The 21,901-nt window shown below is 61.4% G+C and carries 19 protein-coding genes; 10 read left to right on the forward strand and 9 right to left on the reverse strand.

What is annotated here, in order from left to right:
• Window positions 1-7 precede the first annotated feature (7 nt).
• Together RCH09_RS02695 and RCH09_RS02700 are read right to left on the reverse strand one after the other, a co-directional pair.
• Window positions 8-1,342, reverse strand: coding sequence for a putative bifunctional diguanylate cyclase/phosphodiesterase (locus tag RCH09_RS02695; protein ID WP_326939492.1), 1,335 nt, complete (start codon window positions 1,340-1,342; stop codon window positions 8-10).
• The gene (locus RCH09_RS02700; RefSeq protein ID WP_326939493.1) at window positions 1,342-2,841 is read right to left on the reverse strand and encodes an HD-GYP domain-containing protein; all 1,500 of its coding nucleotides are present in this window, start codon (window positions 2,839-2,841) and stop codon (window positions 1,342-1,344) included. Before RCH09_RS02700 ends, RCH09_RS02695 begins: the two co-directional genes overlap by 1 nt.
• Window positions 2,842-3,040: 199 nt before the next feature.
• Between RCH09_RS02700 and RCH09_RS02705 the strand changes: the two genes are divergently transcribed.
• Complete coding sequence (locus tag RCH09_RS02705; RefSeq protein ID WP_326939494.1) at window positions 3,041-3,922, forward strand: acyl-CoA thioesterase; 882 nt, start codon at window positions 3,041-3,043, stop codon at window positions 3,920-3,922.
• On the opposite strand, the gene gshA is transcribed toward RCH09_RS02705, so the two are convergent.
• The 3 genes from gshA to RCH09_RS02720 are packed head-to-tail and all read right to left on the reverse strand — an operon-like array spanning window position 3,896 to window position 7,294.
• Window positions 3,896-5,485, reverse strand: a complete 1,590-nt coding sequence (gene gshA / locus RCH09_RS02710; protein WP_326939495.1) for a glutamate--cysteine ligase — start codon at window positions 5,483-5,485, stop codon at window positions 3,896-3,898. The two genes, RCH09_RS02705 and gshA, sit on opposite strands and share 27 nt — an antisense overlap.
• Complete coding sequence (locus RCH09_RS02715) at window positions 5,482-5,781, reverse strand: hypothetical protein (protein ID WP_326939496.1); 300 nt, start codon at window positions 5,779-5,781, stop codon at window positions 5,482-5,484. The genes gshA and RCH09_RS02715 overlap by 4 nt, the downstream gene beginning before the upstream one ends.
• Before the next feature lie 16 nt (window positions 5,782-5,797).
• A complete protein-coding gene (locus RCH09_RS02720) occupies window positions 5,798-7,294 on the reverse strand; it encodes a glycine betaine ABC transporter substrate-binding protein (protein ID WP_326939497.1) in 1,497 nt (498 codons plus the stop codon).
• Between the two features lie 144 nt (window positions 7,295-7,438).
• On the opposite strand from RCH09_RS02720, the gene RCH09_RS02725 reads away from it, so the two are divergent.
• The 5 genes from RCH09_RS02725 (at window position 7,439) to RCH09_RS02745 (ending at window position 11,507) form a co-directional block, all read left to right on the forward strand.
• Complete coding sequence (locus RCH09_RS02725) at window positions 7,439-8,635, forward strand: acyl-CoA dehydrogenase family protein (RefSeq protein WP_326939498.1); 1,197 nt, start codon at window positions 7,439-7,441, stop codon at window positions 8,633-8,635.
• 7 nt (window positions 8,636-8,642) lie between these two features.
• Window positions 8,643-9,782, forward strand: coding sequence for an acyl-CoA dehydrogenase family protein (locus RCH09_RS02730; protein ID WP_326939499.1), 1,140 nt, complete (start codon window positions 8,643-8,645; stop codon window positions 9,780-9,782).
• A 16-nt stretch (window positions 9,783-9,798) separates the two neighbouring features.
• A complete protein-coding gene (locus tag RCH09_RS02735; RefSeq protein WP_326939500.1) occupies window positions 9,799-10,254 on the forward strand; it encodes a MaoC family dehydratase in 456 nt (151 codons plus the stop codon).
• 55 nt (window positions 10,255-10,309) lie between these two features.
• A complete protein-coding gene (locus tag RCH09_RS02740) occupies window positions 10,310-10,765 on the forward strand; it encodes a MaoC family dehydratase (RefSeq protein ID WP_326939501.1) in 456 nt (151 codons plus the stop codon).
• A 124-nt stretch (window positions 10,766-10,889) separates the two neighbouring features.
• The gene (locus RCH09_RS02745) at window positions 10,890-11,507 is read left to right on the forward strand and encodes a response regulator (protein ID WP_326939502.1); all 618 of its coding nucleotides are present in this window, start codon (window positions 10,890-10,892) and stop codon (window positions 11,505-11,507) included.
• 142 nt (window positions 11,508-11,649) lie between these two features.
• Here RCH09_RS02745 and RCH09_RS02750 read toward each other — a convergent pair whose 3' ends face one another.
• Window positions 11,650-12,261 carry a response regulator gene (locus RCH09_RS02750; RefSeq protein ID WP_326939503.1) on the reverse strand — a complete coding sequence of 204 codons (612 nt, stop codon included), beginning with the start codon at window positions 12,259-12,261 and terminating at the stop codon, window positions 11,650-11,652.
• Window positions 12,262-12,451: 190 nt separating this feature from the next.
• Between RCH09_RS02750 and RCH09_RS02755 the strand changes: the two genes are divergently transcribed.
• The 4 genes from RCH09_RS02755 to RCH09_RS02770 all read left to right on the forward strand — a co-directional run bounded on the left by RCH09_RS02755 (window position 12,452) and on the right by RCH09_RS02770 (window position 18,803).
• Complete coding sequence (locus tag RCH09_RS02755) at window positions 12,452-14,080, forward strand: methyl-accepting chemotaxis protein (protein ID WP_326939504.1); 1,629 nt, start codon at window positions 12,452-12,454, stop codon at window positions 14,078-14,080.
• A gap of 254 nt (window positions 14,081-14,334) precedes the next feature.
• Complete coding sequence (locus tag RCH09_RS02760; protein WP_326939505.1) at window positions 14,335-15,189, forward strand: ABC transporter substrate-binding protein; 855 nt, start codon at window positions 14,335-14,337, stop codon at window positions 15,187-15,189.
• A gap of 3 nt (window positions 15,190-15,192) precedes the next feature.
• On the forward strand, window positions 15,193-17,772 hold the full coding sequence (locus tag RCH09_RS02765) for a hybrid sensor histidine kinase/response regulator (protein WP_326939506.1): 2,580 nt from the start codon (window positions 15,193-15,195) through the stop codon (window positions 17,770-17,772).
• Window positions 17,769-18,803 (forward strand): HD domain-containing phosphohydrolase, encoded by a 1,035-nt coding sequence (locus RCH09_RS02770; RefSeq protein WP_326939507.1) that lies wholly within the window; start codon window positions 17,769-17,771, stop codon window positions 18,801-18,803. Before RCH09_RS02765 ends, RCH09_RS02770 begins: the two co-directional genes overlap by 4 nt.
• A 17-nt stretch (window positions 18,804-18,820) precedes the next feature.
• Here the strand turns inward: RCH09_RS02770 and RCH09_RS02775 are convergent, their stop codons facing one another.
• From RCH09_RS02775 to RCH09_RS02785, 3 genes are all read right to left on the reverse strand, one after another.
• Window positions 18,821-19,777: a chemotaxis protein gene (locus RCH09_RS02775; protein WP_326939508.1), complete on the reverse strand. Its 957-nt coding sequence runs from the start codon at window positions 19,775-19,777 to the stop codon at window positions 18,821-18,823.
• An 83-nt stretch (window positions 19,778-19,860) separates the two neighbouring features.
• The gene (locus tag RCH09_RS02780) at window positions 19,861-20,556 is read right to left on the reverse strand and encodes a glutathione binding-like protein (protein ID WP_326939509.1); all 696 of its coding nucleotides are present in this window, start codon (window positions 20,554-20,556) and stop codon (window positions 19,861-19,863) included.
• 80 nt (window positions 20,557-20,636) lie between these two features.
• Window positions 20,637-21,899, reverse strand: a complete 1,263-nt coding sequence (locus RCH09_RS02785; RefSeq protein ID WP_326939510.1) for an acyl-CoA dehydrogenase family protein — start codon at window positions 21,897-21,899, stop codon at window positions 20,637-20,639.
• Between the last annotated feature and the right edge of the window lie 2 nt (window positions 21,900-21,901).

Consider the following 21,901-nt stretch of genomic DNA (forward strand, 5'->3'; position numbering starts at 1 on the left):
CCGTGGATTACCGTACCGCTAGCTGCGCCGCGGCCGGCGCGCCCGTAAAGTTCGCCAGCCATTGCACCAACTCGCCCGCCGGCATCGGCCGCGCGTACACATAGCCCTGGATCTGGTCGCATCCCATCGCGGCCAGCAGCGCGAGGATTTCTTCGTCCTCGACGCCCTCTGCCACCACGTCAAGATGAAAATTGTGGGCCAGGTTGATGATCGTGCGTACGATCTGCGCGTCGGGAATCGAGGTCGCCATGTGCTGCACAAACATCTTGTCGATCTTCAGTTCCGTGATCGGGAAGCGGCGCAAATACGCCAGCGACGAATAACCGGTGCCGAAGTCATCGATGGCCAGTGCGAAGCCATGCTGTGACAGCGCATGCATCATCGCGATCGACTGATCGATATCGCTGGCAAGCATGCTTTCGGTCAGTTCGAGACCGATCATTGCCGGCGTCGCCGACCAGATATCGAGTGCCTGCTGCAGGAAGTCGAGCAGGTCGGGATCGGTCAGCATCTTGGCCGACAGATTGATCCAGATCCGGTTGATGCCGGCGGCGGCCAGCACGGATGATTGTTCACGCAGGGCGGTGTGCAGCACAAAGCGCGTCAGTTCGCGGATCATGCCGAACTGCTCGGCCAGGTCGACCAGCATCATTGGCGTCATGGCGGGTTTCAGGCCGGCCGGCCAGCGAATCAGTGCCTCGACACTGACCACCTGTCTGGTCAGGATATCGACCTTGGGCTGATACGCCAGCGTTGGCAGATTGTGCGCCAGCGCGTTTTCCAGAGCGACGACCAGGTCCTTGTTGTGCAGGTCGACGCCCTCGACTTCGGTCACCACGAAATACGGCTGATTCAGGTTGCGCGCACGGCGGCTGGCTTCTTCGGCGGCGCGCAGCAGATGCAGTGCGATGCCGCCCGCATCCGACGCCAGCGCGATGCCAATGCGTGGGCGCAGTGTCAGCGGCATCCGGAGCGATACGATGGGCGCTTCCAGCACGCGCATGATGTTGTTGGCGGCCAGATTGGCCAGCGCGGCAGAGGCCAGGCGCGGCAGGATCACCCAAATTTCATCGGCACTGGCCTGCGCCAGGTAGTCGCCCGGCCGCAGCGTATTGGCGACGCGCTGCATCATTTCGATGCTGATGCGGTGCGAGTCGGCCTGGCGCAGCGTGGCGTCGACGATGTCGCTGCGCGCCAGCGAGACGATCAGCACCGCCAGCGTGGCGGTGCCGTCGGCAGCGCGCAGGTCGATCTCAAGCCGCTGGCAGAGCATTTCAAGATCACTGGCGCGCGCCTGCGGTACAGGGCGGAAGACTGCGGCGAGACGTTGCAGCACTCCCATCAGGCCGGCCTCAAATAATAATCCTGCATCTCGATGCCGAAGGCGCTGTCGGGCAGTCCGTTGGCAATGCGCAGCACCTTGGGCGCCATCGAAAAATTGTGCTTGAGCATATCGAGTTCGGTCGGCTGGGCCAGCAGGCCCTTGGCCGCATCGGTCAGGATCAGGATCAGCGGCTCAAGCCGGCGGTAGCGATTGTGCTGCACCACGATGGCCACTTCGCCGGTCGACAGCTCGACCAGCGAACCGACCGGGAAAATGCCGATGGCCTGCACGAACTGTTCGATCAGCGGTGCAAACCAGCGTGTGTCGCTCTCGGCGAACAACTGCTTCATCGCGTCATACGGCGCAAATACCGGGGCGTACGGGCGTGGATTGACCATCGCGGAATAGGCATCGGCAATCGCCGCCATCTTCCCGAAGATGTTGATCGATGCGCCCGCCAGTCCGGCCGGATAGCCGCTGCCATCGATGTTCTCGTGGTGTTCGGCGATCGCCCGCAACACCAGCTCGGATGTCACGCCGGCGCCAGCCAGCATCGCCACGCCGCGGTCAACATGGGTTCGCATCGCACGGATCTCTTCCGCATCGAGTTTGCCCGGCTTGTCGAGCATGGCACGATCGAGGTCGAGCTTGCCGAGATCAAGCAGCAGACCGATGGTGGCGAGGTCGGCCAGCTGCTCGCGCTGAAAACCGAGCTGCCGTCCGAGCGCCGTCAGATAGATCGCCACACCGATGCCGTGCTGGTACATGCGGTCGTTGCGGTCGCGCATCTTGGCCGCCCAGATCATGGTGCCGGGGCGCCGGATCATGTTTTCGGCCAGCACGTTCGAGGCCGCCTGCAACGCATCGGTGTCGATATCGCGCTGCGCAGCGAGATCGTCGGAGACGCGCTTCAAGGCGTCTTCGCCCGCATCGCAGGCGGAGATTGCCTGCGTCAGGCCGACCTGGGTTGCTTCGGACGGCGGGTAGAGCACCAGCTGGAGGTTGTCGGGAATATAGTCGGGGCGCTGCTGCGCCGGCATTGCAGGCGGGGCACTGCGGCTGAACGACAGGCCCGGCAAGGTGCGCAATTGCTGCAGCAAGGACTGCCACCACAGCTTGAGCAGCAGTCCGCGGCTGGCGCGATTGCCGTCATGCTGCTGCAGCGCGAGGCGGTAATTTTCCAGCTTGTGCTGATCGGCCCCGGCCGATTGCAATGGTTTTGACGGCGCCGCCGCCGCGCTGGTCGCGGCCGGTTCGGTGATTTCATAGACCAGGCTCTCGTCCATGCCGTCGAAGGCGTCCGGCCGGCTGCGGCTGGGGTCGATGGTTACATGGCGCGCCAGCCGTGTAATGGTGGCGATTTCGTGTGCGTTGGTCAGCAGCAGTCCCTGCAACAGGAACGGCGTACTGTTCCATCCGCAGTCAAGGTCTGCGACAAACATGCCGGGCCGCAGTCCGGACGTTGCCAGCGGCAAGGTCGAGCGGAGCACTTTTTTACTGACCGGCGTATCGTTCAAGATCAAGAAGCCTTTGAAGTGAGGTAATGCCAGAATTGATCGACCGAAGGTCGTTGGCGTGAACAAACCAGATACTACTTTGGCATGGCAAATTATTCCGATTTTATTTCACTTTGGTTACAGTATCGCGCGGGAGCGCTGTGTAAATCCGCGGCGTTACGGGATAATCATCCTTTCTCATTTACATATCGGCCCGCCCATGCTTGATTCGACACTGTACAACACGCCGGAAATTCTCGATCTGCTCAAGCTCGACGCCGCCGGGACCGATCGCTTTGTCGGACAGAGCCATTTCATGGGCAGTCCCAATGTATTCGGCGGCCAGGTGCTGGGCCAGTCGTTGTATGCGGCGACCCAGACGGTGCCGCACCGTCGTGTGCATTCGATTCACTCACTGTTCATCCTGCCCGGAAATCACCGATTGCCGATCGAATTCGAAGTGGAGCGGGTGCGCGATGGCGGCAGCTTCAGCACGCGCCGGGTGGTGGCGTTGCAGGAGGGCCGGCGCATCTTCGTGATGTCGGCATCGTTCCAGGAAGCCGAGGAAGGCCTGTCGCACCAGAAGCCGATGCCGCCCGCGCCCGATCCTGACACGCTGGCGTCGAGCATCGCGGTCTGGAAGGAACGCGCCACTGCCAGCGGCCGGACCTTTGTCCAGGTGCCGGTGGATTTCCGCTCGGACGGTCCGGGCGATCTGTACAACAATCCGTCGCGCGGCACCGACAAGCAAATCTGGATGCGCGCGCCGATGGCGCTGCCTGACGATCCGCTGACACATGAAACGCTGTTTGCCTACGTGTCGGACTATGGCTTGCTGTGGACCGCGTTGCAGCCGCATGGCGTGATGATGGGCGACAAGCGCTTGCAGATCGCCAGCCTCGATCACACGATCTGGTTTCATCGGCCATTCCGCATGGACCAGTGGCTGTACTTTTGCATGGATAGCCCGAATGCCTCCGGCGGTCGCGGCCTGACCTTTGCGCATGTCTACACGCAGGACGGCGTGCTGGTGGCAACCGTGGCGCAGGAAGGCTTGATCCGGCTGCGCGAAAAATCAGTAGCAGCGGGTACTGGTCAATGAGCGCTCGCGGTAGGCTTCGATGAACTCGTCGAAACTGCCGGTCTGCTCACGCTCCAGGCGCGCCTGTTCGTCGAGCGACTGTTGCGCGGCGGCCTGAAACGAGGCCAGCTCGGCGGCACTCACGCCGCGTGCGCGAAACTGCGCCGCATGCGCCAGGCTCTGCTGCATCGCAAAGCGCTTGAATGAGCCGCCCTGTGCCGCGATCTCGCGCAGCACCCGGGCCGACGGCGTGCGGTCCGGATCGTTCAACTTGATGCGTTGATTGTCCAGCGCCGCGCGGTGCGCATGATCGTCGCGCTGTGCGTCGAGCAGACTGGCTGCGGCGCTGATCTGCTCCAGCAATTCCAGTCCCCATGCCTTGAGCGCGATGGGATGGCCCTGACGCTGCAATTGCAGGCCGGGCAGGCGTCCCTGCTTCACGGTCAGGGCAAAATTGTCGGTATTTTCGTGGCCCTCTGCCTCGTTGGTCAGGGCGCTCTGATCGAGCGCGCAAAACAGCAGGAACGCATCCATGAAGCGGCCCGTCTCCAGACTCACGCCAACCGGCTCGAACGGATCGATGTCAAGGCAGCGCACCTCAATGTATTGGACGCCGCGACTGCAAAGCGCCTCAACCGGGCGCTCACCGGAATTGATGACGCGCTTGGGCCGGATGGTCGAGTAGAACTCGTTCTCGATCTGCAGCACCGCGGTGCTGATCTGAATCCATTCTCCATCGCGCTTCGCGCCGATCGCCTCGTAGGCGGGGTAGGGTTGCCGCACCGCGTTGACCAGATTCTTCATGTAACTGGACAAGTCGTTATACGGCGGCACCAGGCCGACCTGCGCGTTGTTCTGGTAGCCCAGGTCACTCATGCGCAGGCTGGTGGCATGCGGCAGATATAGCGTGTCGTCGGACAGGGTATCGAGCGTGTGCGGGCGCCCGCGCAGGAAATCGCTCGACAGTGCGGGTGAGGCGCCAAACAGATACATCAGCAGCCAGCTGTAGCGGTGAAAGTTGCGGATCAGCGCGATATAGCTTTCGGACTGGAATTCGATGGCCGATCCTGCCGTGCCCTCGGCGTGCTGCAGCACGGCCCAGAGCGGCTCGGCCAGTGAAAAGTTGTAGTGCACCCCGGCGATGCATTGCATGGTCTTGCCGTAGCGCAGCGCCAGGCCGCGTCGATAGACATGCTTGAGCATGCCGATGTGCGAGTTGCCATACCAGGCAATCGGAATCTGCGCCTCATCCGGCAGATGGCACGGCATCGACTCGCTCCACAACAATTCGTCGGTGCCGGTGGCGTAAAAATAGCGGTGCGCCGCATCCAGCTGCGCGAGCGCGTCGGTGATGTCATGCTCGGCGGGGGTGATGAATTCGACCAGCGACTCGGAGTAATCGGTGGTAATGGTCGGATGGGTCAACGCAGACCCCAGCGCCACCGGATGCGGTGTCAGGGCCAGCTCGCCCGAACTGTCGACGCGCAAGGTTTCCCGTTCGATGCCACGTCGGCCCTGGGACAGCAATGCGCGGTGCGCATCGGTCGCCAGCAGAGCCAGGCGTTGTTGGAGAAGAATGCTCAATTAGGTTTCCTTTGAAAAACATCGTGCGGACAGATTCCGGCCTTGTGGTCGCAGAGAATAACCGAAATCGATGCCGCGGGTTTGCCCGCCATCGCTGCAGTTTGCGCAGGCAAAAAAAAAGCCCGCGGGCCAATCGGCGCGCGAGCAAAACCCTGAAAGAAGACAGCCGGAGAATAGCGTTCCCAGATGACCTCATCATGACAATGCGGCGGCGCTCGCAATGGCCGGCGCTTCGGGTTGCCGGCACAGGCCGGGTACATGCCCGGTACCGGCCGGCACACCATGCCGACTTCCATTTTTGCGGACCGCTGGCTAGGCGCGCGTTTGCGCTGTGCCGCGCACCGTCAGGCGCTCCAGTACCGCGAAGCCCCATTGGGTCAACAGGGCCAGCGCGGCTGCCGGCAAGGCGCCGGCCAGCAGCATCTGGTTGTCGTTGAGCGCCAGTCCGATCGCGATGCGTTCGCCATAGCCACCGGCGCCAATAAAGGCGGCAATCGTCGCGGTGCCGACGCTGAGCACGGCGGCAGTCTGCAGGCCCGCCAGGATCACCGGCAAGGCCAGCGGCAGATCGATTTTCAGCAAGCGCTGTCGCGGCGTCAGGCCAAGCGCCAGCGCCGCCATGCGCAAGCCGGCAGGTACCTGCAGCAGGCCGATGCAGGTATTGCGCACGATCGGCAGCAGCGCGTACAGCGTCAGGGCGATCAGGGCCGGGGTGGTGCCAATGCTGCCCAGCAGCGGAATGAGCATCGCCAGCAGCGCCAGCGACGGCACGGTCTGCAACATGCCGACGATGGCCATCAAGGCGCCGTGCGTGCGCGGCACCAGCGCGGCGACAATGCCAAGCGGAATGCCAATCAGGCTGGCCGCGCCAACGGCGACCAATACCAGCAACACGTGCTGCCCGGTGAGCCGCCAGAAATCCGGACCAAACAGTTTGTCCAGAAAGCCGTCCCGAGGCGTGGCGACAGCGCCTGACGGCTTGAGGAACTGCCCGGCCACTTTGGCGAACGACTGCCCGTCGAGCTCGACCGCGCCATTCATGGCGATCATGTGTGCCGTGTCGATTTTTCCTTCCAGCTGCCGGATCGCCCGCCATGCCTGCGGAAAGCGCTGCGGCAGATCGAGCCGATACAGCAGCACGGCGTCATAGCGCGGGAAGTAGTGGGCATCGTCGGTCAGCACATGCAGTCCGAGCTTGCCGATCTTGGCGTCGGTCGCATAAATGTCGATCACATCGACCTGACGCGCGCTCAGCGCTTCGTAGGCGATGCCGTGGTCGAGCCCGACCGGCCGTTGTGTCAGGCCGTAGCGCTGCGCCAGCCCGGGCCAGCCGTCGACGCGCCCGAGAAATTCATGCGACAGGCCAAGCCGCAAGTTCGGCTGCTGCGCCAGCGCGCTCAGCGTGGCCGGTGCGCCGGGCGTGTCGCCGCGCATCGCCAGCGCGTAGGTGTTATTGAATCCCAGCGGCACCGCAACACCCAGCCCGAGCGGCGCCAGTTCGCGCTGGATCTGCGCCAGCGTGGAAGCCGTCGTGTGCTTGAGGATCTCGGTGTCGATGGTGCCCAGATATTCCGGATAGACGTCGATGCTGCCGGCCTTGAGCGCATTGAAGACGATTGCCGTATTCCCCAGCCCTTGCTGGTGTCGCACCGGTGCGTACGGTTTGGCGGTCTGCGTCAGGATTTCTGCCAGCACGTACGATTCGGTAAAGCGCTTCGAGCCGATCTCCAGCGTGCTGCCCGCATGCACGACGGCGGCCTGCGCACACCCCAGCAGGGCGGCAGCGAGGTAGCGGCGCCAACTTGTCATTCCAGCCAAATGAATTCTCCATGATTGAACGGGCAACCCGAGGTTACCGCACCAGCGGATCGGCGCGCCGGATAAATAATTTTGCACGGTCGTGCTATTCGACGCAAAAACGGGCATGATGCTGAAACAACAGGAGGAGACCGTATGGACTTGAACTACACCGCCGAAGACGAATCATTCCGCGCCACCGTGCGCAGCTATCTGGACGACAATCTGCCGGCCGATTTGCAGCACAAGGTACTCAATCATCAGCGCCTGTCGCGCGACGACTTGGTGCGCTGGCATCGGATCGTCGCCAAACAGGGCTGGGTCGCCACCGGCTGGCCGGTGGAATATGGCGGTACTGGCTGGAGTCCCGTGCAGCGTCATATCTGGGAGGAAGAATGCGCGCGCGCCGGCACGCCGCCGATCCTGCCGTTCGGCGTGAACATGGTTGCGCCGGTCATCATGGCATTTGGGAACGAGGCGCAAAAACGCTATTACCTGCCGCGCATCCTCAGCTGCGAAGACTGGTGGTGCCAGGGGTATTCCGAGCCGGGTTCGGGTTCCGATCTGGCTTCGCTGAAGACCCGCGCCGAGCGCGATGGCGATTTCTACGTCGTCAACGGACAGAAAACCTGGACCACGCTGGGCCAGCACGCCGACATGATTTTCTGCCTGGTGCGCACCGACAGCGGCGGCCGCAAGCAGGAAGGCATTTCATTCCTGTTGATCGACATGAAAACGCCCGGCATCACGGTGCGTCCGATCATCATGCTCGACGAGGACCATGAAGTGAACGAAGTCTTCTTCGACAATGTTCGCGTGCCGGTGCAGAACCTGATCGGCGAAGAAAACAAGGGCTGGACCTACGCCAAGTATTTGCTGGGACACGAGCGCACCAACATCGCCGCTGTCGGCCGTGCCAAGCGTGAACTGCAATTCCTCAAGCGCATCGCAGTGAAACAACAGAAGAACGGCGCCCCCTTGCTGGACGATCCGGTATTCGCCGCCAAGGTGGCCTCGCTTGAAATCGAATTGATGGCGCTGGAAGTCACCGTGCTGCGCGTGATCTCGCTCGACAATGCCAAGCGCGGCCCGGGACCGGAGGCCTCGATGCTGAAGATCAAGGGCACCGAAATCCAGCAGACCCTGACCGAACTGATGCTGGAAGCAGTCGGCCCGTATGGGATGCCGTTTGATCCCGACTATCTGCACGGCACCAATGAACACAGCGTGGCCGATGACGACGATGCCGCACCGCTGGCGTCGTATTACTTCAATTTCCGCAAGACGTCGATCTACGGCGGCTCCAACGAGATTCAGCGCAACATCATCACCCAGATGATTCTGGGACTGTGAGGACGACATGGACTTCAACCTGACGCAAGAACAGCAGCAATTCTCCGATGCCCTGCGGCGCTGGACCGAAAAAGACTACAGCTTCGAGACCCGCAAGAAGATCGTGCTGTCCGACACCGGGACGTCCGACGCCGCCTGGGCCGCGCTGACAGAACTGGGCATGACCGCCTTGCCGATCCCGGAAGAGCAGGGTGGTTTCAGCGGCAGTGCGCTCGACATGCAGGTAGTCATGCACGAGATCGGTCGCGGCCTGGTCATCGAACCGTATTTCGCGACCATGCTGGGCGCGCAATTTCTCAAGCTCGCTGGAGGTCATGGTTTGCTGCTGGAGCAGATCGCTGCCGGTGAATTGAAACTGGCCTGCGCACTCGGCGAAAAACAGGCGCGTCACGACCTGTTCGATATCACCACGAGTGCCACCCCGAATGCCAATGGTTTCGTGCTCAATGGCGCCAAGACGGTGGTTATCCATGGCGCGCAGGCCGATATGCTGATCGTTTCGGCGCGCACCGGCGGCGCCCAGCGTGACACGGATGGCATCTCGCTGTTCGTCATCGCGGCCGACAGTGTGGGCGTACAGGTGCGTGATTACCGAACCATCGATTGCCAGCGCGCCGCCGATATCCATTTTGAAAACGTCCATGTCCCGCCCACCGGCTTGCTTGGCACGGTTGGCAACGGCTGGGAAATCCTGGATGCGGCGGGTGACTACGGCGTCGCGCTGTTGTGCGCCGAAGCGGTCGGTGCGATGGAAGCGCTGAACATGGCGACACTCGATTACCTGAAGACGCGCCAGCAGTTCGGCGTCCCGATCGGCAAATTCCAGGCCCTGCAGCACCGCATGGCCGACATGTTCATGCACCTCGAACAGGCGCGTTCGATGGCCACGCTGGCGGCGGTCAAGATCGCCTCCGACGATGTCACGGAACGGCGCCGCACGGTATCTGCTGCCAAGGCCCGGATCGGCCAGGCCATGAAATACGTCGGTCAGCAGGCAGTGCAATTGCACGGCGGCATGGGCGTCACCAACGAACTGCCGGCTGCGCATCATTTCAAGCGGCTGACCATGATCGAGGTGATCCTGGGCGACACCGACCATCATCTGGCACGCTTCGTCGCGCAACCCGGCTTTCGGCAGGCGGCGTGATCTTTCGGAGAACAGCATGACAGCGCATCGATTCTATTTCGAAGATTTTCTGGTTGGTCGCACGGTCGAGGTCGGGCAGGTGACAGTGGACGAAGCGGAGATCATCGAATTTGCCACCCGCTTCGATCCGCAACCGTTTCATATCGATCCGGTAGCGGCAGAGAAGTCGATGTTTGGCGGCATCATCGCCAGCGGCTGGCATACCTGCAGCATGATGATGCGGGCCATGGTCGACGGCTATCTGGCCGATTCGGCCAGCCTCGGTTCCCCCGGTGTCGACGAGGTGCGCTGGCTCAAGCCGGTGCGCGGCGGCGATGTGCTGACCATCAGCAGCACGGTGCTGGAATCGGTGCCATCGACCAGCCGGCCGGATCGGGGCGTGATCTTTACCAGTTGGGAAGCGCGTAACCAGAATGATGAACTGGTTGCCACCATCAAGGGGCGCGGGATGTTCCTGCGCCGCCCGGCGTAACGCGCCTGTTCAACCGCCTTTTGTCAGGCGCCAATCCCGTTCACAAGGACAATGCATGCGTGAAATCGCTTCGCTGGAAGAATTAAAACAGTTGGTTGGTCAGGAAGTGGCGGTGTCGGACTGGGTCGAGATTACCCAGCAGCGCGTGCAGCTGTTTGCCGAGGCCACCGATGATCATCAGTGGATTCATCTCGATGTGGATCGCAGCAAGGCCGAGTCGCCGTACGGCGGCACCATCGCGCATGGTTTCCTGACCCTGTCGCTGCTGCCGATGCTGATGGCGCAATCGATTCACATGACCGATGTCAGGATGGCCGTCAATTATGGTCTGAATAAGGTGCGCTTTCCGGCGCCGGTACCGGTAGGCAGTCGGGTGCGCGCGCGCATGACGCTGCTGGAAGTCGAAGACATCGCCGGCGGCGCGCAGATCGTCTGGCAGGTGACGATCGAAGCCGATGGCAGCAGCAAACCGGTGTGCGTTGCCGAGTCCATCGTGCGGCGCTACACCTGAACCGCTTGCAGTGACCCCGCGTCGCCGAAGACGAAAAGGCCTAAATAATTAATTAAATCAGTTTAATTGGTCTTTTCGGTTTTTCTTTGTTAGGATGCGTGGGTCCGTATCGCTGAAAGCTCCAATGTCATCCTCTGATGTTTGCACCACCCAAAAAGCCGCATCGATTCTCGGCATTTCTGTCACCTCGGTTCAGCAACTGGTCGAGTCCGGCTCGATTCCGGCCTGGAAGACCAGTGGCGGCCATCGCCGTATTCCGTTGCAGGCAGTACTTGAATACAAGGCATTGCAGGCGACCGCAAGCGTGATCGGGCCGACCTCGCGCGCGCCGAAAATGGACCGATTGATCTCGATCATGGTGGTCGAAGACAACGAAATGCAACGTGCCCTGTACGAGCGACAGATTCTGTCGTGGCATTTGCCGGCGACCTTGCGGTTTTGCGAAAACGGCTACCAGGCGCTGGTTGAAATTACCCGCCGCAAACCGGATGTGCTGGTGTCCGACATCATGATGGATGGGATCGATGGCATCCAGGTGATCAACACCATCCTCGCGTATCCCGACCTGGCCGATACGCAGATTGCCATCGTGTCGAGCCTGTCGCCGGAGGCGCTGGCCGAACGGGGCGGTGTGCCCGAGGGCGTGGTGTATTTTTCCAAGCCGATCAACTACGATGAATTGCGCGGTTATCTGCGCGCTTGCTGTGCCAAGGGCCGGCGCGGGGTCGAATCGGTGACATAGCAGGTGCCGGGGCGGTTGCGCTGACAGTCCTTGATGCGCAACGGGAAGTCATTCGGAACGGGGCAATCCACCAATGTGGATTGCCCCGTTTTCACGTGAGGCATGCCCGGGCCCTTGCTGCGGCGTTGACTGCATTGCCGCATCAGCGCGGTCCGGCCGTCGGCAAGCGCTCCTGACCGCATCCAAGAAGATAGCCACGCAGCGCGTCGAGGTTGACTGGCTTGGAGAAGAAAACCACGCCCGCCGGCACCCCGCCGCGTTGGCTCAGATCGCCTGGAGCCAGACCCGACAGGATGGCGATATGCATGTCGGCCAGATCGGGATATCCAAGGATGGTGCGGATCACATCGAAGCCGTCGATACCCTTCATGACGATATCAATCAGCAACACATCGGGTTTGCTGTGCGCAATTTCCACCAGCGCCTGATACCCATTTTCGCAATACCTCAACTTGATGGGCAAGTTCCACGAAGCGATCTGCGCGCCAAGAACGGTGCGCTGCATCTGATTGTCTTCCACCAGCAAGATCGAGCAAGGCCGATCCAGCACCGCTCCGGTCGACGCGCCTGAACTGGCGGTGGCTCGCGCTGCCTTGTAGTCGTGCACGTCGGCGAGCGAGATGCGGCGGTGCCCTCCGCTGGTGGTCCAGGCCGGAATCACGCCGGATTTCACCAACTGCTGTACCGACGTGACCGAGATGCCAAGAATCGTCGCAGCTGTTTGGGTGGTGCAGATGTCGGATGAAGAAGCCATGCGTTCTTTCAGGAAGGATGAAAACGGTATCTTAGCAAGAAATACCGAAAGGAACAAATAAAACAAATTACACAAATTCGACAAAGCATTGTATTATAAATGCTCTGTAGAAACAAATGCGCTGAATTCCAGCTGCACTGCAGCCCTCTCTTCATCCACCGCTCGGCCACCAGGACTCTTTGCGCCCCCCATGAAAATCACACTTAAAACGCGCCTGACTTTGGTCATTGCTTCACTGTTGTTGGCGGGCGTCATCGTGGGCCTGCTCGGCCTGTACGGGATGCAGCAGACCCAGGCCAGCCTGAAGACGGTGTATGAAGATCACACGGTGGCGCTGGAGCAGGTTTCGCGGATTGATCGGCTGTTGCTGGTCAACCAGCTCGCCTACATGGAAATGTTGAACAGCAACATTGTCGCCAATATCGCCAGCCGAACTGCCTTTATTGGCAAGAACCGCGCAGAGATCGACCAGACATGGAAAGACTACATGGCGACCTATCTGCTCCCGGAGGAAAAGCTGCTGGCGGACAAGTTCGAGCTTGATCGGGCCAAATTTCTGGCGGAGGGGCTGGTGCCGGGCCTGGCGGCGTTTAGCGATGGAAAACTCGACGCTGCCATCGCGCTTGCCGCCACGATCAGCAACCTTGGACTGACGGTTGCCAACGACGTAGCCGGCTTGCGCAAGATCCAGGTCGACGAGGCGCGCAACCAGTATCTGGTCTCCGCGGCGCATTTTCAGTCGATGCGCGTGGCCGTTGCTGCTGTGATCGCCTGCGGCGCGCTACTCGGTGCACTGTGTGGATTTTTCCTGATTCGCTCCATTTATCGCGAACTCGGCGGCGAACCATCTTATGCCGGCGCTATCGTGCGGCGCATTGCCGCTGGTGACTTGACGGGTGAGGTCGTCACCCGGGCCGGCGACGAAGTCAGCCTGCTGGCGGCAATGCGCACGATGCAGCAAAGCCTGGCCAGCACGGTCGGCCAGATTCGCCAGTCCACCGATACGATTGCCACCGCCTCGACCCAGATCGCGTCGGGAAATCTCGATCTGTCGTCGCGCACCGAACAGCAAGCTGGCGCGCTGGAAGAAACCGCGTCCTCGATGGAGCAGCTGACCGCCACCGTACGCCAGAACGCCGACAATGCCCGTCAGGCAAATCTGCTGGCGCGTTCCGCATCCGAGATTGCCAGCTCGGGCGGCCGGGCCGTAGCGCACGTCGACACGACCATGCAGAGCATCAATGCATCCGCTAAAAAAATTGTCGACATCATCACTGTGATCGACGGGATTGCCTTCCAGACCAACATCCTTGCCTTGAACGCCGCCGTGGAAGCTGCGCGGGCGGGCGAGCAGGGGCGCGGCTTTGCGGTGGTCGCCACCGAAGTGCGCAGTCTCGCGCATCGTTCGGCGGCGGCCGCCAAGGAAATCAAGTTCTTGATCGATGCCTCGGTCGAGAGTGCCGATGAAGGCGCGAAACTGGTCGACCAGGCCGGTTCGACCATGCGGGAAATTGTCGCCAGCGTGCGCCAGGTTAGCGACATCATTGCCGACATCACCAACGCCAGCGATGAGCAGTCGGCCGGAATCGGGCAAATCAATCAGGCGATCACCCAGATGGAGCAGGTCACCCAACAAAATGCGGCGCTGGTTGAAGAAGCGGCGGCAGCATCGGCGTCGCTGCAGGACCAAGCTACCGAACTGGCCGATGTAGTGAGTATTTTCAGGCTGGCGTCGGCGCCGGGTGCAGGACGCGATGGTGGCTCCGGGCGATCAGCGGATCGCCAACCGGCGTTGCGCCTGACGACTGCAGCTTGTTGAATCCCCTTGGTGCCAGGAAGGGGTAGCGCGGGCCTTTGCATTGTTCATGGGATGCGGTGTTAGCGTTAAAAATAACAAATTAAAATAAACAAAAAAACAGAATTATCGTTATAATTGTTTTGTGATTCTTTGTGGAAACATTTGGGTAACCACTGCTTCGCTGCCGGTGTGCCGTTCTCGTACCGGCTCTTCGGCGAATGGCGTTTCCCCAAATCGCTTCTTCGCATCGTTCCATCAAACATATTGGACCTATCTTGCGTACTTTCCTGAAAATTAGCGCCGGCGCGAAAGCCTGCCTGAGTGTTGTCCTGATGGCGGCGCTTGTTCTGCCGCTCATCGCCCACGCCGCCACGCCGTCGCAGTTGCAACGGGTGATGCTGGCGGGGGAGCTGCGCGTCTGCATTTGGCCAGACTATTACGGCATCACGTATCGCAATCCAAAGACGCGCCTGCTCAACGGCATCGATATCGAGATTGCCACCGCGCTTGGCCAGGAGCTGGGGGTGCGCGTGCGCTATGTCGACAGCTCGTTTGTGGCGCTGACCGAGAATCTGCTGACGGACAAATGCGACATCGCCATGCACGCGGTCGGCATCACTCCCGAGCGCCGCGCGCGGCTGGCGTTCACCCAACCCTATTTACGTAGCGACATCTATGCCGTCACGTCGGCCAACGCGGGTGTCATCCTGAACTGGGACGACATCGACAAGCCGGGACGTGTGATCGCGGTGCAGGCCGGAACAGTGATGGAATTGATCATGCAACGCACGCTCAAGAACGCCTCCGTGCTGGTGGTCAGGCCGCCGATGAAACGCGAGACTGAACTGGAGTCGGGCCGGGTGGATGCCTTCATGACGGATTACCCGTACAGCAAGCGCATGCGCGACATGACCGACTGGGCCCGGGTGGTCGCGCCACCGCAGCCGTTTCACCTGACCGACTATGCCTACGCGCTGGCGCCGGGTGACACGTCGCTGCTGGACCGGGTCAACCGCTTCATGACCACCATCACGACCGACCGGCGCTTGCAGCAGTTCGCGCACACCTACGGGCTCGACCCGATCCTGATCCCTGCGCCCGGTGCAAAGCCTGCCGGCGCCGGCGGCTGACCAATGGAGCGCACGGTACGGTTCCTGCGCCGGCAGCTGATGCAGCTGCAGATGCGTCACTTCTTCATGGTGTCGGGTCTGCTGTTTGCATTCGTGATTCTGCTGGTGACGGCGCTGCTGGTGGCCCACGAAAGCAAGCAGGCACTGGCAGCCGACACCGAACACGGGCGCCTGTACGCCGCGGCCTTGGAAAACCACGTGTCAGAGGCCCTGTCGGCGATCGACAGCCTGATCGACCGGCTGCCCGGAAGCGCTGACGGCACAGGGGTAGCGCAGGTGGCGACATTGATCAACGCGGCCGTGCGCGATTCGACCCGGCTGCGTTCGCTGTCGGTGCTCAGTCCCTCCGGCGTGGTGCTGTTGAGTTCGAATCCACGCCTGACCGAGCGCAAGCTGGACCTGGCCGCGCTGGGTTTTCACGCCCCCGTCGGCAGCATTCTTGAGCCTGGTGCGCCGCAATTCGTGCGTGACCTCGATCTGCCAGCGTCCAGACTGGCCGGCGCCAGCGGGCCAATTGGCGCCATCCCTTTTGCCCGCGCCATCACCTTGAAGGGCAAGCCGGCGATTGCGTTGCTGATGGTCAGTCCCGGCGCCTTGTTCCCCGAATACCGCGATGAACTTGGCACGGATGCCAACTATGCTGCGCTGTTCGACTACCGCGGCAATGTGCTCGGGGCAACCGCAAATTCACAGTTCGTGGTCAATCAGCGTTACCCGGTGCTGCCGATGTTCGACTGGTTGCGACATGATCGCGATCATGGCCAGTTCCGGGCAGAACGGCCAGCCTCGATTGGCAGTGCCGGCTTCTACAGCATCAATTACCGCGCCACGCGCAAGTATCCATTGGTGGCGGTGATCGGCATGTCGGAAGCGCAGGCCATCGAGCACTGGGGTGGCGGGTCCGGGCAACTGGCGTGGCTTGGCCTGCTGGCGGCCTGCATTGTGCTGCTGTACACCGCGGCGTTGTGGTGGGTGATGCGGTTTCGTGAAAATACCGAACGTGAACTGCAATTGGCCAAGGTGGTCGCAGAAGATGCCAACGCCGCACGCGGTGCATTCCTGTCCACCATGAGTCACGAGATCCGCACGCCGATGAATGCCGTGATCGGCATGGCCGGCCTGTTGCGCGAGACGGCGCTGAATGGCGAGCAGACTGAATTCACGCAATCGATCGAGGAGGCCGCCAGCGCACTGATGGTAATCATCGATGAGATTCTGGATTTTTCGCGCATCGACTCCGGCAACTTCAGCATCGACAGCATTGACTTCCCTCTGCTGGCGATCGTCGAGGGCAGCGTTGAGGAATTGTCCGGCAAGGCGCGTCGACAGGGTTTGTCGCTGCTGACACACATCGACCCGTCCTTGCCATTGATGGTGGTGGGCGATCCCGGGCGGGTGCGTCAGATTCTGCGGAACCTGATCGGCAATGCGATCAAATTTACCCCTGCCGGTGAGGTCACGGTGCGGGTACGGGTGATCGGTCGACAGCGCGGCAATTGCCGGATCCGGTTTGACGTCTCGGATTCGGGGATCGGGGTTGCCGCCGACATGATCCCCAAGTTGTTCATGCCATTCAGGCAGGCCGATGGTTCGGTGACCCGCAAATATGGCGGCACCGGGCTGGGCCTGTCGATCTGTCGCCGGCTGGTCGACTTGATGGGCGGCGCAATCGGTATCGAAAGCCAGCTCGGCAGTGGGTCGACCTTCTGGTTCGAGCTGCCGTTGCGGGTCGTCAGCGGAATCCCCAGTGCGCCGGGCAGGTTGCCAAATCCGCCGGCGCCGACAGCCCCGCGACGCGGCGGCGCTGCGCCGATCGATGCCGCGCGGGAGCAGAAAGAAAACCGCCTGGTGCTGCTGGTCGAAGACAACCTGATGAATCAGAAAGTGGCGCTGCGGCAGCTGCAAATCCTTGGCTACGCCGCGGATGTTGTCAACAATGGGGCAGAGGCGCTGGACGCCTTGTCCAGCGTTCCTTACGCGCTGGTGTTGATGGATTGCCAGATGCCGGTGCTGGACGGATACGCCGCCACACGCCAGATCCGGCAGCGCGAGCTGCTCCATGGCGGTCACGTCCAGATCGTCGCGATGACAGCCAACGCCATGCAGGGTGACCGCGAACGCTGCCTCGACGCCGGCATGGATGGTTACCTCACCAAACCCATCAGTAACAAGCTGCTGGCGGCGATGCTGCAGCAACGACTGCCGCGCGACCGTGATCAGCCGGCGCCTGTGGCATTCGCCCCAGTCATGCTCGACACGGTGCGTTTGACCGACATGTTTGGCGCGGACCGCGCTTTTCAGCACGAGATGCTGGTGCTGTTCATCAACAGCACACGACCGCTGCTCGGCCAGCTCGAACGGGCAGTCATCGGCCGGAACTTCCTCGAAACGCAGGCGTTGGCACATCGGCTGAGCGGCTCCTGCGCCAACCTCGGGATGGATGAATTGGCCAACCTGGCACGATTGACGGAACAGGCCGGCAAGACCGGCGACTACCGCAGCGCGCAGCAGTTGCAGTCCATGATGCAGCCGGCGTTTGATCGCCTGTGCAATTTTGTTAACCATAGCGAAAGCACCGCATGAATGTACTCATCGTCGACGATGATCCGACCAATTTGTCACTGTTCAGCCATTTGCTCAACACGATTCCCGACCTGTCGCTGGTGACCTCGGACGATCCGGTCGACGCGTTGGCGTGGTGCGGCGAACAGGCGCCGGATCTGGTGCTGGTCGACTACATGATGCCGGTAATGGATGGCCTGCAATTCCTGCAGGGATTGCGCGCCCTGGCAGGATGTCACGCCGTTCCGGTGATCATGATTACCTCGGATATGCAAAGCAACGTGCGGCATCAGGCGCTGCAGATGGGCGCCAATGATTTTCTGACCAAGCCGGTCGACAAGATTGAACTGCGGGCGCGCGTGACGAATCTGCTGGCGCTGCACAAGGCGCAACAGCAACTGGCCAACCGCGCCGAGTGGCTGGCCGACGAGGTGCGCGCCGCCACCCGCGAAATTCTTCTGCGCGAGCGCCAGGCGATTTACCATCTGGCGCGCGCCGCTGAATATCGCGATCCGGAAACCGGTGCGCACCTGCTGCGCATGGCAAACTATGCGCGCTTGCTGGCCGCCAACCTGGGGTTGTCCGTGGCCGAACAGGAATTGATTTTCGAGGCGGCGCCGATGCACGATATCGGCAAGGTCGGCATTGCCGATGCGATCCTGCTCAAACCCGGCCGTTTCACCGACGAGGAGATGGCGATCATGCGCACGCATTCACAAATCGGTGCAGATATTCTCAGCGGCAGCAGCTCGCCCTTGCTGCACGCAGCCAGCGTGATCGCGTTGACGCATCATGAAAAATGGGATGGGAGCGGCTACCCGAACGGCCTGCGTGGCGAACGCATTGCGCTGCACGGTCGCATCGTCGCGGTGGCTGATGTGTTTGATGCGCTGACCTCGGTGCGGCCCTACAAGCCCGCGTGGGAGATTGACCGCGCGGCCGCGCTGATACGCGACAGCGCCGGCACCCATTTCGACCCGGCCTGCGTTGCCGCGTTCTTCAAGGATTGGGATGCCATCCTCGACATTCACAACACGCACGGCGATCCGTAACCGCCGCGCGCGTTTGACTATGCGTTGAGCACCTTGCGGATGGTTGCGGCCAGCTCTTCGGCCACGAATTTGGCGACGTAGGCATCTGCGCCGACGCTCTTGACGTGATCTTCGTTGGTGGCGCCGCTGAGCGATGAGTGAATCACCACCGGGATGCCGGCATAACGCGGATTCTGCTTGATATTGCGGGTCAGCGTGAAGCCATCCATCTCAGGCATCTCAAGATCGGTCAGCACCAGCGCAACCTTGTCCTGAACGGTCTTGCCCTCGGCTTCGGCGGCACTGGCGATCGACTGCAGTTTTTCCCAGGCTTCCTTGCCGGTCTTGGTCATGACCCACTGCACGCCCATGGCATCAAAGCCGGCTTCGATCAGCGCGCGCGCCACGAACGAATCGTCGGCTGCCAGAATCACACTGCCAGGTTTGAGGATCACTTTCGGACCGATGGTTTCCGGGTCGGCCTCGACACTGGAATCGGGCATGATCTGCCGCAGAATCTGCTCCACATCCAGCACCTGTGCCAGCCGGGTTGGTTCGCCGGGCGCTTCCAGCCGGGCGATGCTGGTGATCATTCCGCCGACGCCGCTGGCTTCCGCCGACAACACCTGGCTCCATTCCAGTCGCACGATTTCTTCCACTGCCTCGACGGCAAAGGCCTGGGTAGAGCGGGCGAATTCGGTGACCAGCATGATATTCAGACCGGTCTTCGGCGTGCAGCCGATCAGCGCCGGCAAATCGATCACCGAAATGATCTGCCCGCGCAAATTCACCACCCCCAGCAAATTCGGATGCGCGCCCGCCACCGCGGTGAGCTCGGGCATGGCAACGATTTCGCGAATCTTGAACACGTTGATGCCATACAGCTCGGAACGGTCACCCCGGGCGTCGCCGCCGAGGCGAAACAACAGCAATTCGAACTGGTTGGTGCCGGTCAGATTGGTGCGTTCGTCAACTTCTTGCTGTACTGATTTCATGGCGTCCCTTTGGTTGCATATGAGAAACAAAATTCGTCCCCCATTATGCATTCATATCGGGTCCAATGACGCACTGTTGTGGCTTAACGTTTGGTGGCGTATTGCAGCGAACCGAACAGGACTTCGGTGGCTTTCGCATCGGTCAGCGGCTTGCGCAAGTTGGCCAGCACCGCCACGCCGCGTTGTACCGCAGGGCGCGCGCTGATGTCGCTGAACCAGCGCTGCACATGCGGGTAGTCGGCCAGCGTGATGCCCTGGTTATCGTGCGAACGCAACCATGGAAAGGTGGCGATGTCGGCGATGGTGTAGTCGCTGCCGGCCAGATACAGATGCTCGGACAGGCGCTTGTCCATGACGCCGTACAGCCGCTTGGCTTCGTTGCTGTAGCGATTGAATGCATAGTCGATTTTCTCGGGCGCATAAATGCGGAAGTGGTGCGCTTGCCCGAGCATCGGGCCGACCCCGCCCATCTGAAACATCAACCATTGCAGCGTGGTGAATTTTTCACGGTCCGTCGCGCCGAGGAAGCGACCGCTTTTGCTGGCCAGATAGACCAGGATCGCGCCGGATTCGAACAAGGAAATCGGTGCGCCGTCAGGACCGTCGGCATCGACGATGGCCGGAATCTTGTTGTTGGGCGAGATCGCCAGGAAATCGGGTTTGAATTGGTCGCCAGCGCCGATATCGACGTGATGAACGCGGTACGGCAAGCCAAGTTCTTCGAGCAGGATGTGGACTTTGTGGCCGTTCGGGGTGGCGGTGGAATAGACGTCGATCATGGAAGCTCCGTGGGAGTGGGATGCGATCCGGGATTATGCAATGGTTTGGTACGGGCCGTTGCAGCCCGTACCCATGCCGCTTACGAGCGCGTGATCGGCAGCTCCAGGTCCTCGCCTGGCAGTGCCATGTGCTTGGCCAGTTCCAGCTTGGCGATGGCATTGCGATGCACCTCATCCGGACCATCGGCGAGCCGCAGCGTGCGGTTGCCGGCCCACATGTAGGCCAGCGGGAAGTCATCGCAGACACCGCCGGCGCCATGCGCCTGGATGGCCCAATCGAGCACCTGCTGCGCCACCGTCGGCGCCAGTACCTTGATCATCGCGATCTCGGCCTTGGCGTGCTTGTTGCCAACCGTGTCCATCATGTAGGCGGCCTTGAGCGTGAGCAGACGGGCGCTGTCGATCTGGATGCGTGACTCGGCGATGCGTTCGCGCCAGACGCCTTGTTCCGAAATCTTGCGGCCAAACGCGACCCGTTCGTTGAGGCGCTTGCACATCAGTTCGAGTGCGCGCTCGGCCACACCGATGGCGCGCATGCAGTGATGAATCCGGCCAGGCCCAAGACGTCCCTGCGCGATTTCAAAGCCGCGTCCTTCGCCCAGCAGAATGTTCGAGACCGGCACCCGCACATTCTCGAAACGGATTTCGCAATGGCCGTGCGGGGCATCGTCGTAGCCGAACACCGGCAGCGGCCGGACAATGGTCACGCCCTTGGTGTCGGAGGGAACCAGAATCATCGATTGCTGCGAATGACGCGGCGCATCGGGATCGGTCTTGCCCATCAGGATGAAGATCTTGCAGCGCGGATCGCCGGCGCCGGAGATCCACCATTTGTGGCCGTTGATGACGTACTCGTCGCCATCGCGCTCAATGCGGGTTTCGATATTGGTCGCGTCCGACGAGGCCACGCCCGGTTCGGTCATCGCAAAGGCGGAGCGGATTTCGCCGCGCAGCAGCGGTTCGAGCCATTCGCGTTTGTGCGTCTCGTTGCCATAGCGCTCGATGGTTTCCATGTTGCCGGTGTCGGGCGCGCCGCAGTTGAATACTTCCGGCGCCCAGCCGACCCGGCCCATGATTTCGCACAGTGGCGCGTAATCCAGATTCGACAGGCCTTCCGGCGCACGCGGCGACTCCGGCAGGAACAGGTTCCACAGGCCCTGTTCGCGCGCCAGCGGCTTGAGCCGTTCGATCAATGCCGTCGGAATCCAGCGATTGCCCTTGTCGGTGCCGTTGCTGTCGATTTCCTGCTTGTAGGCTTTCTCGTTCGGGTAGATGTGCTGATCCATGAAGGTCAGCAGTTTGGCTTGCAGGGATTTACAGCGTTCCGAATAGTCGAATTCCATGT

This window comes from Actimicrobium sp. GrIS 1.19 (assembly GCF_035984655.1).
Classification (GTDB): Bacteria; Pseudomonadota; Gammaproteobacteria; order Burkholderiales; family Burkholderiaceae_D; genus Actimicrobium.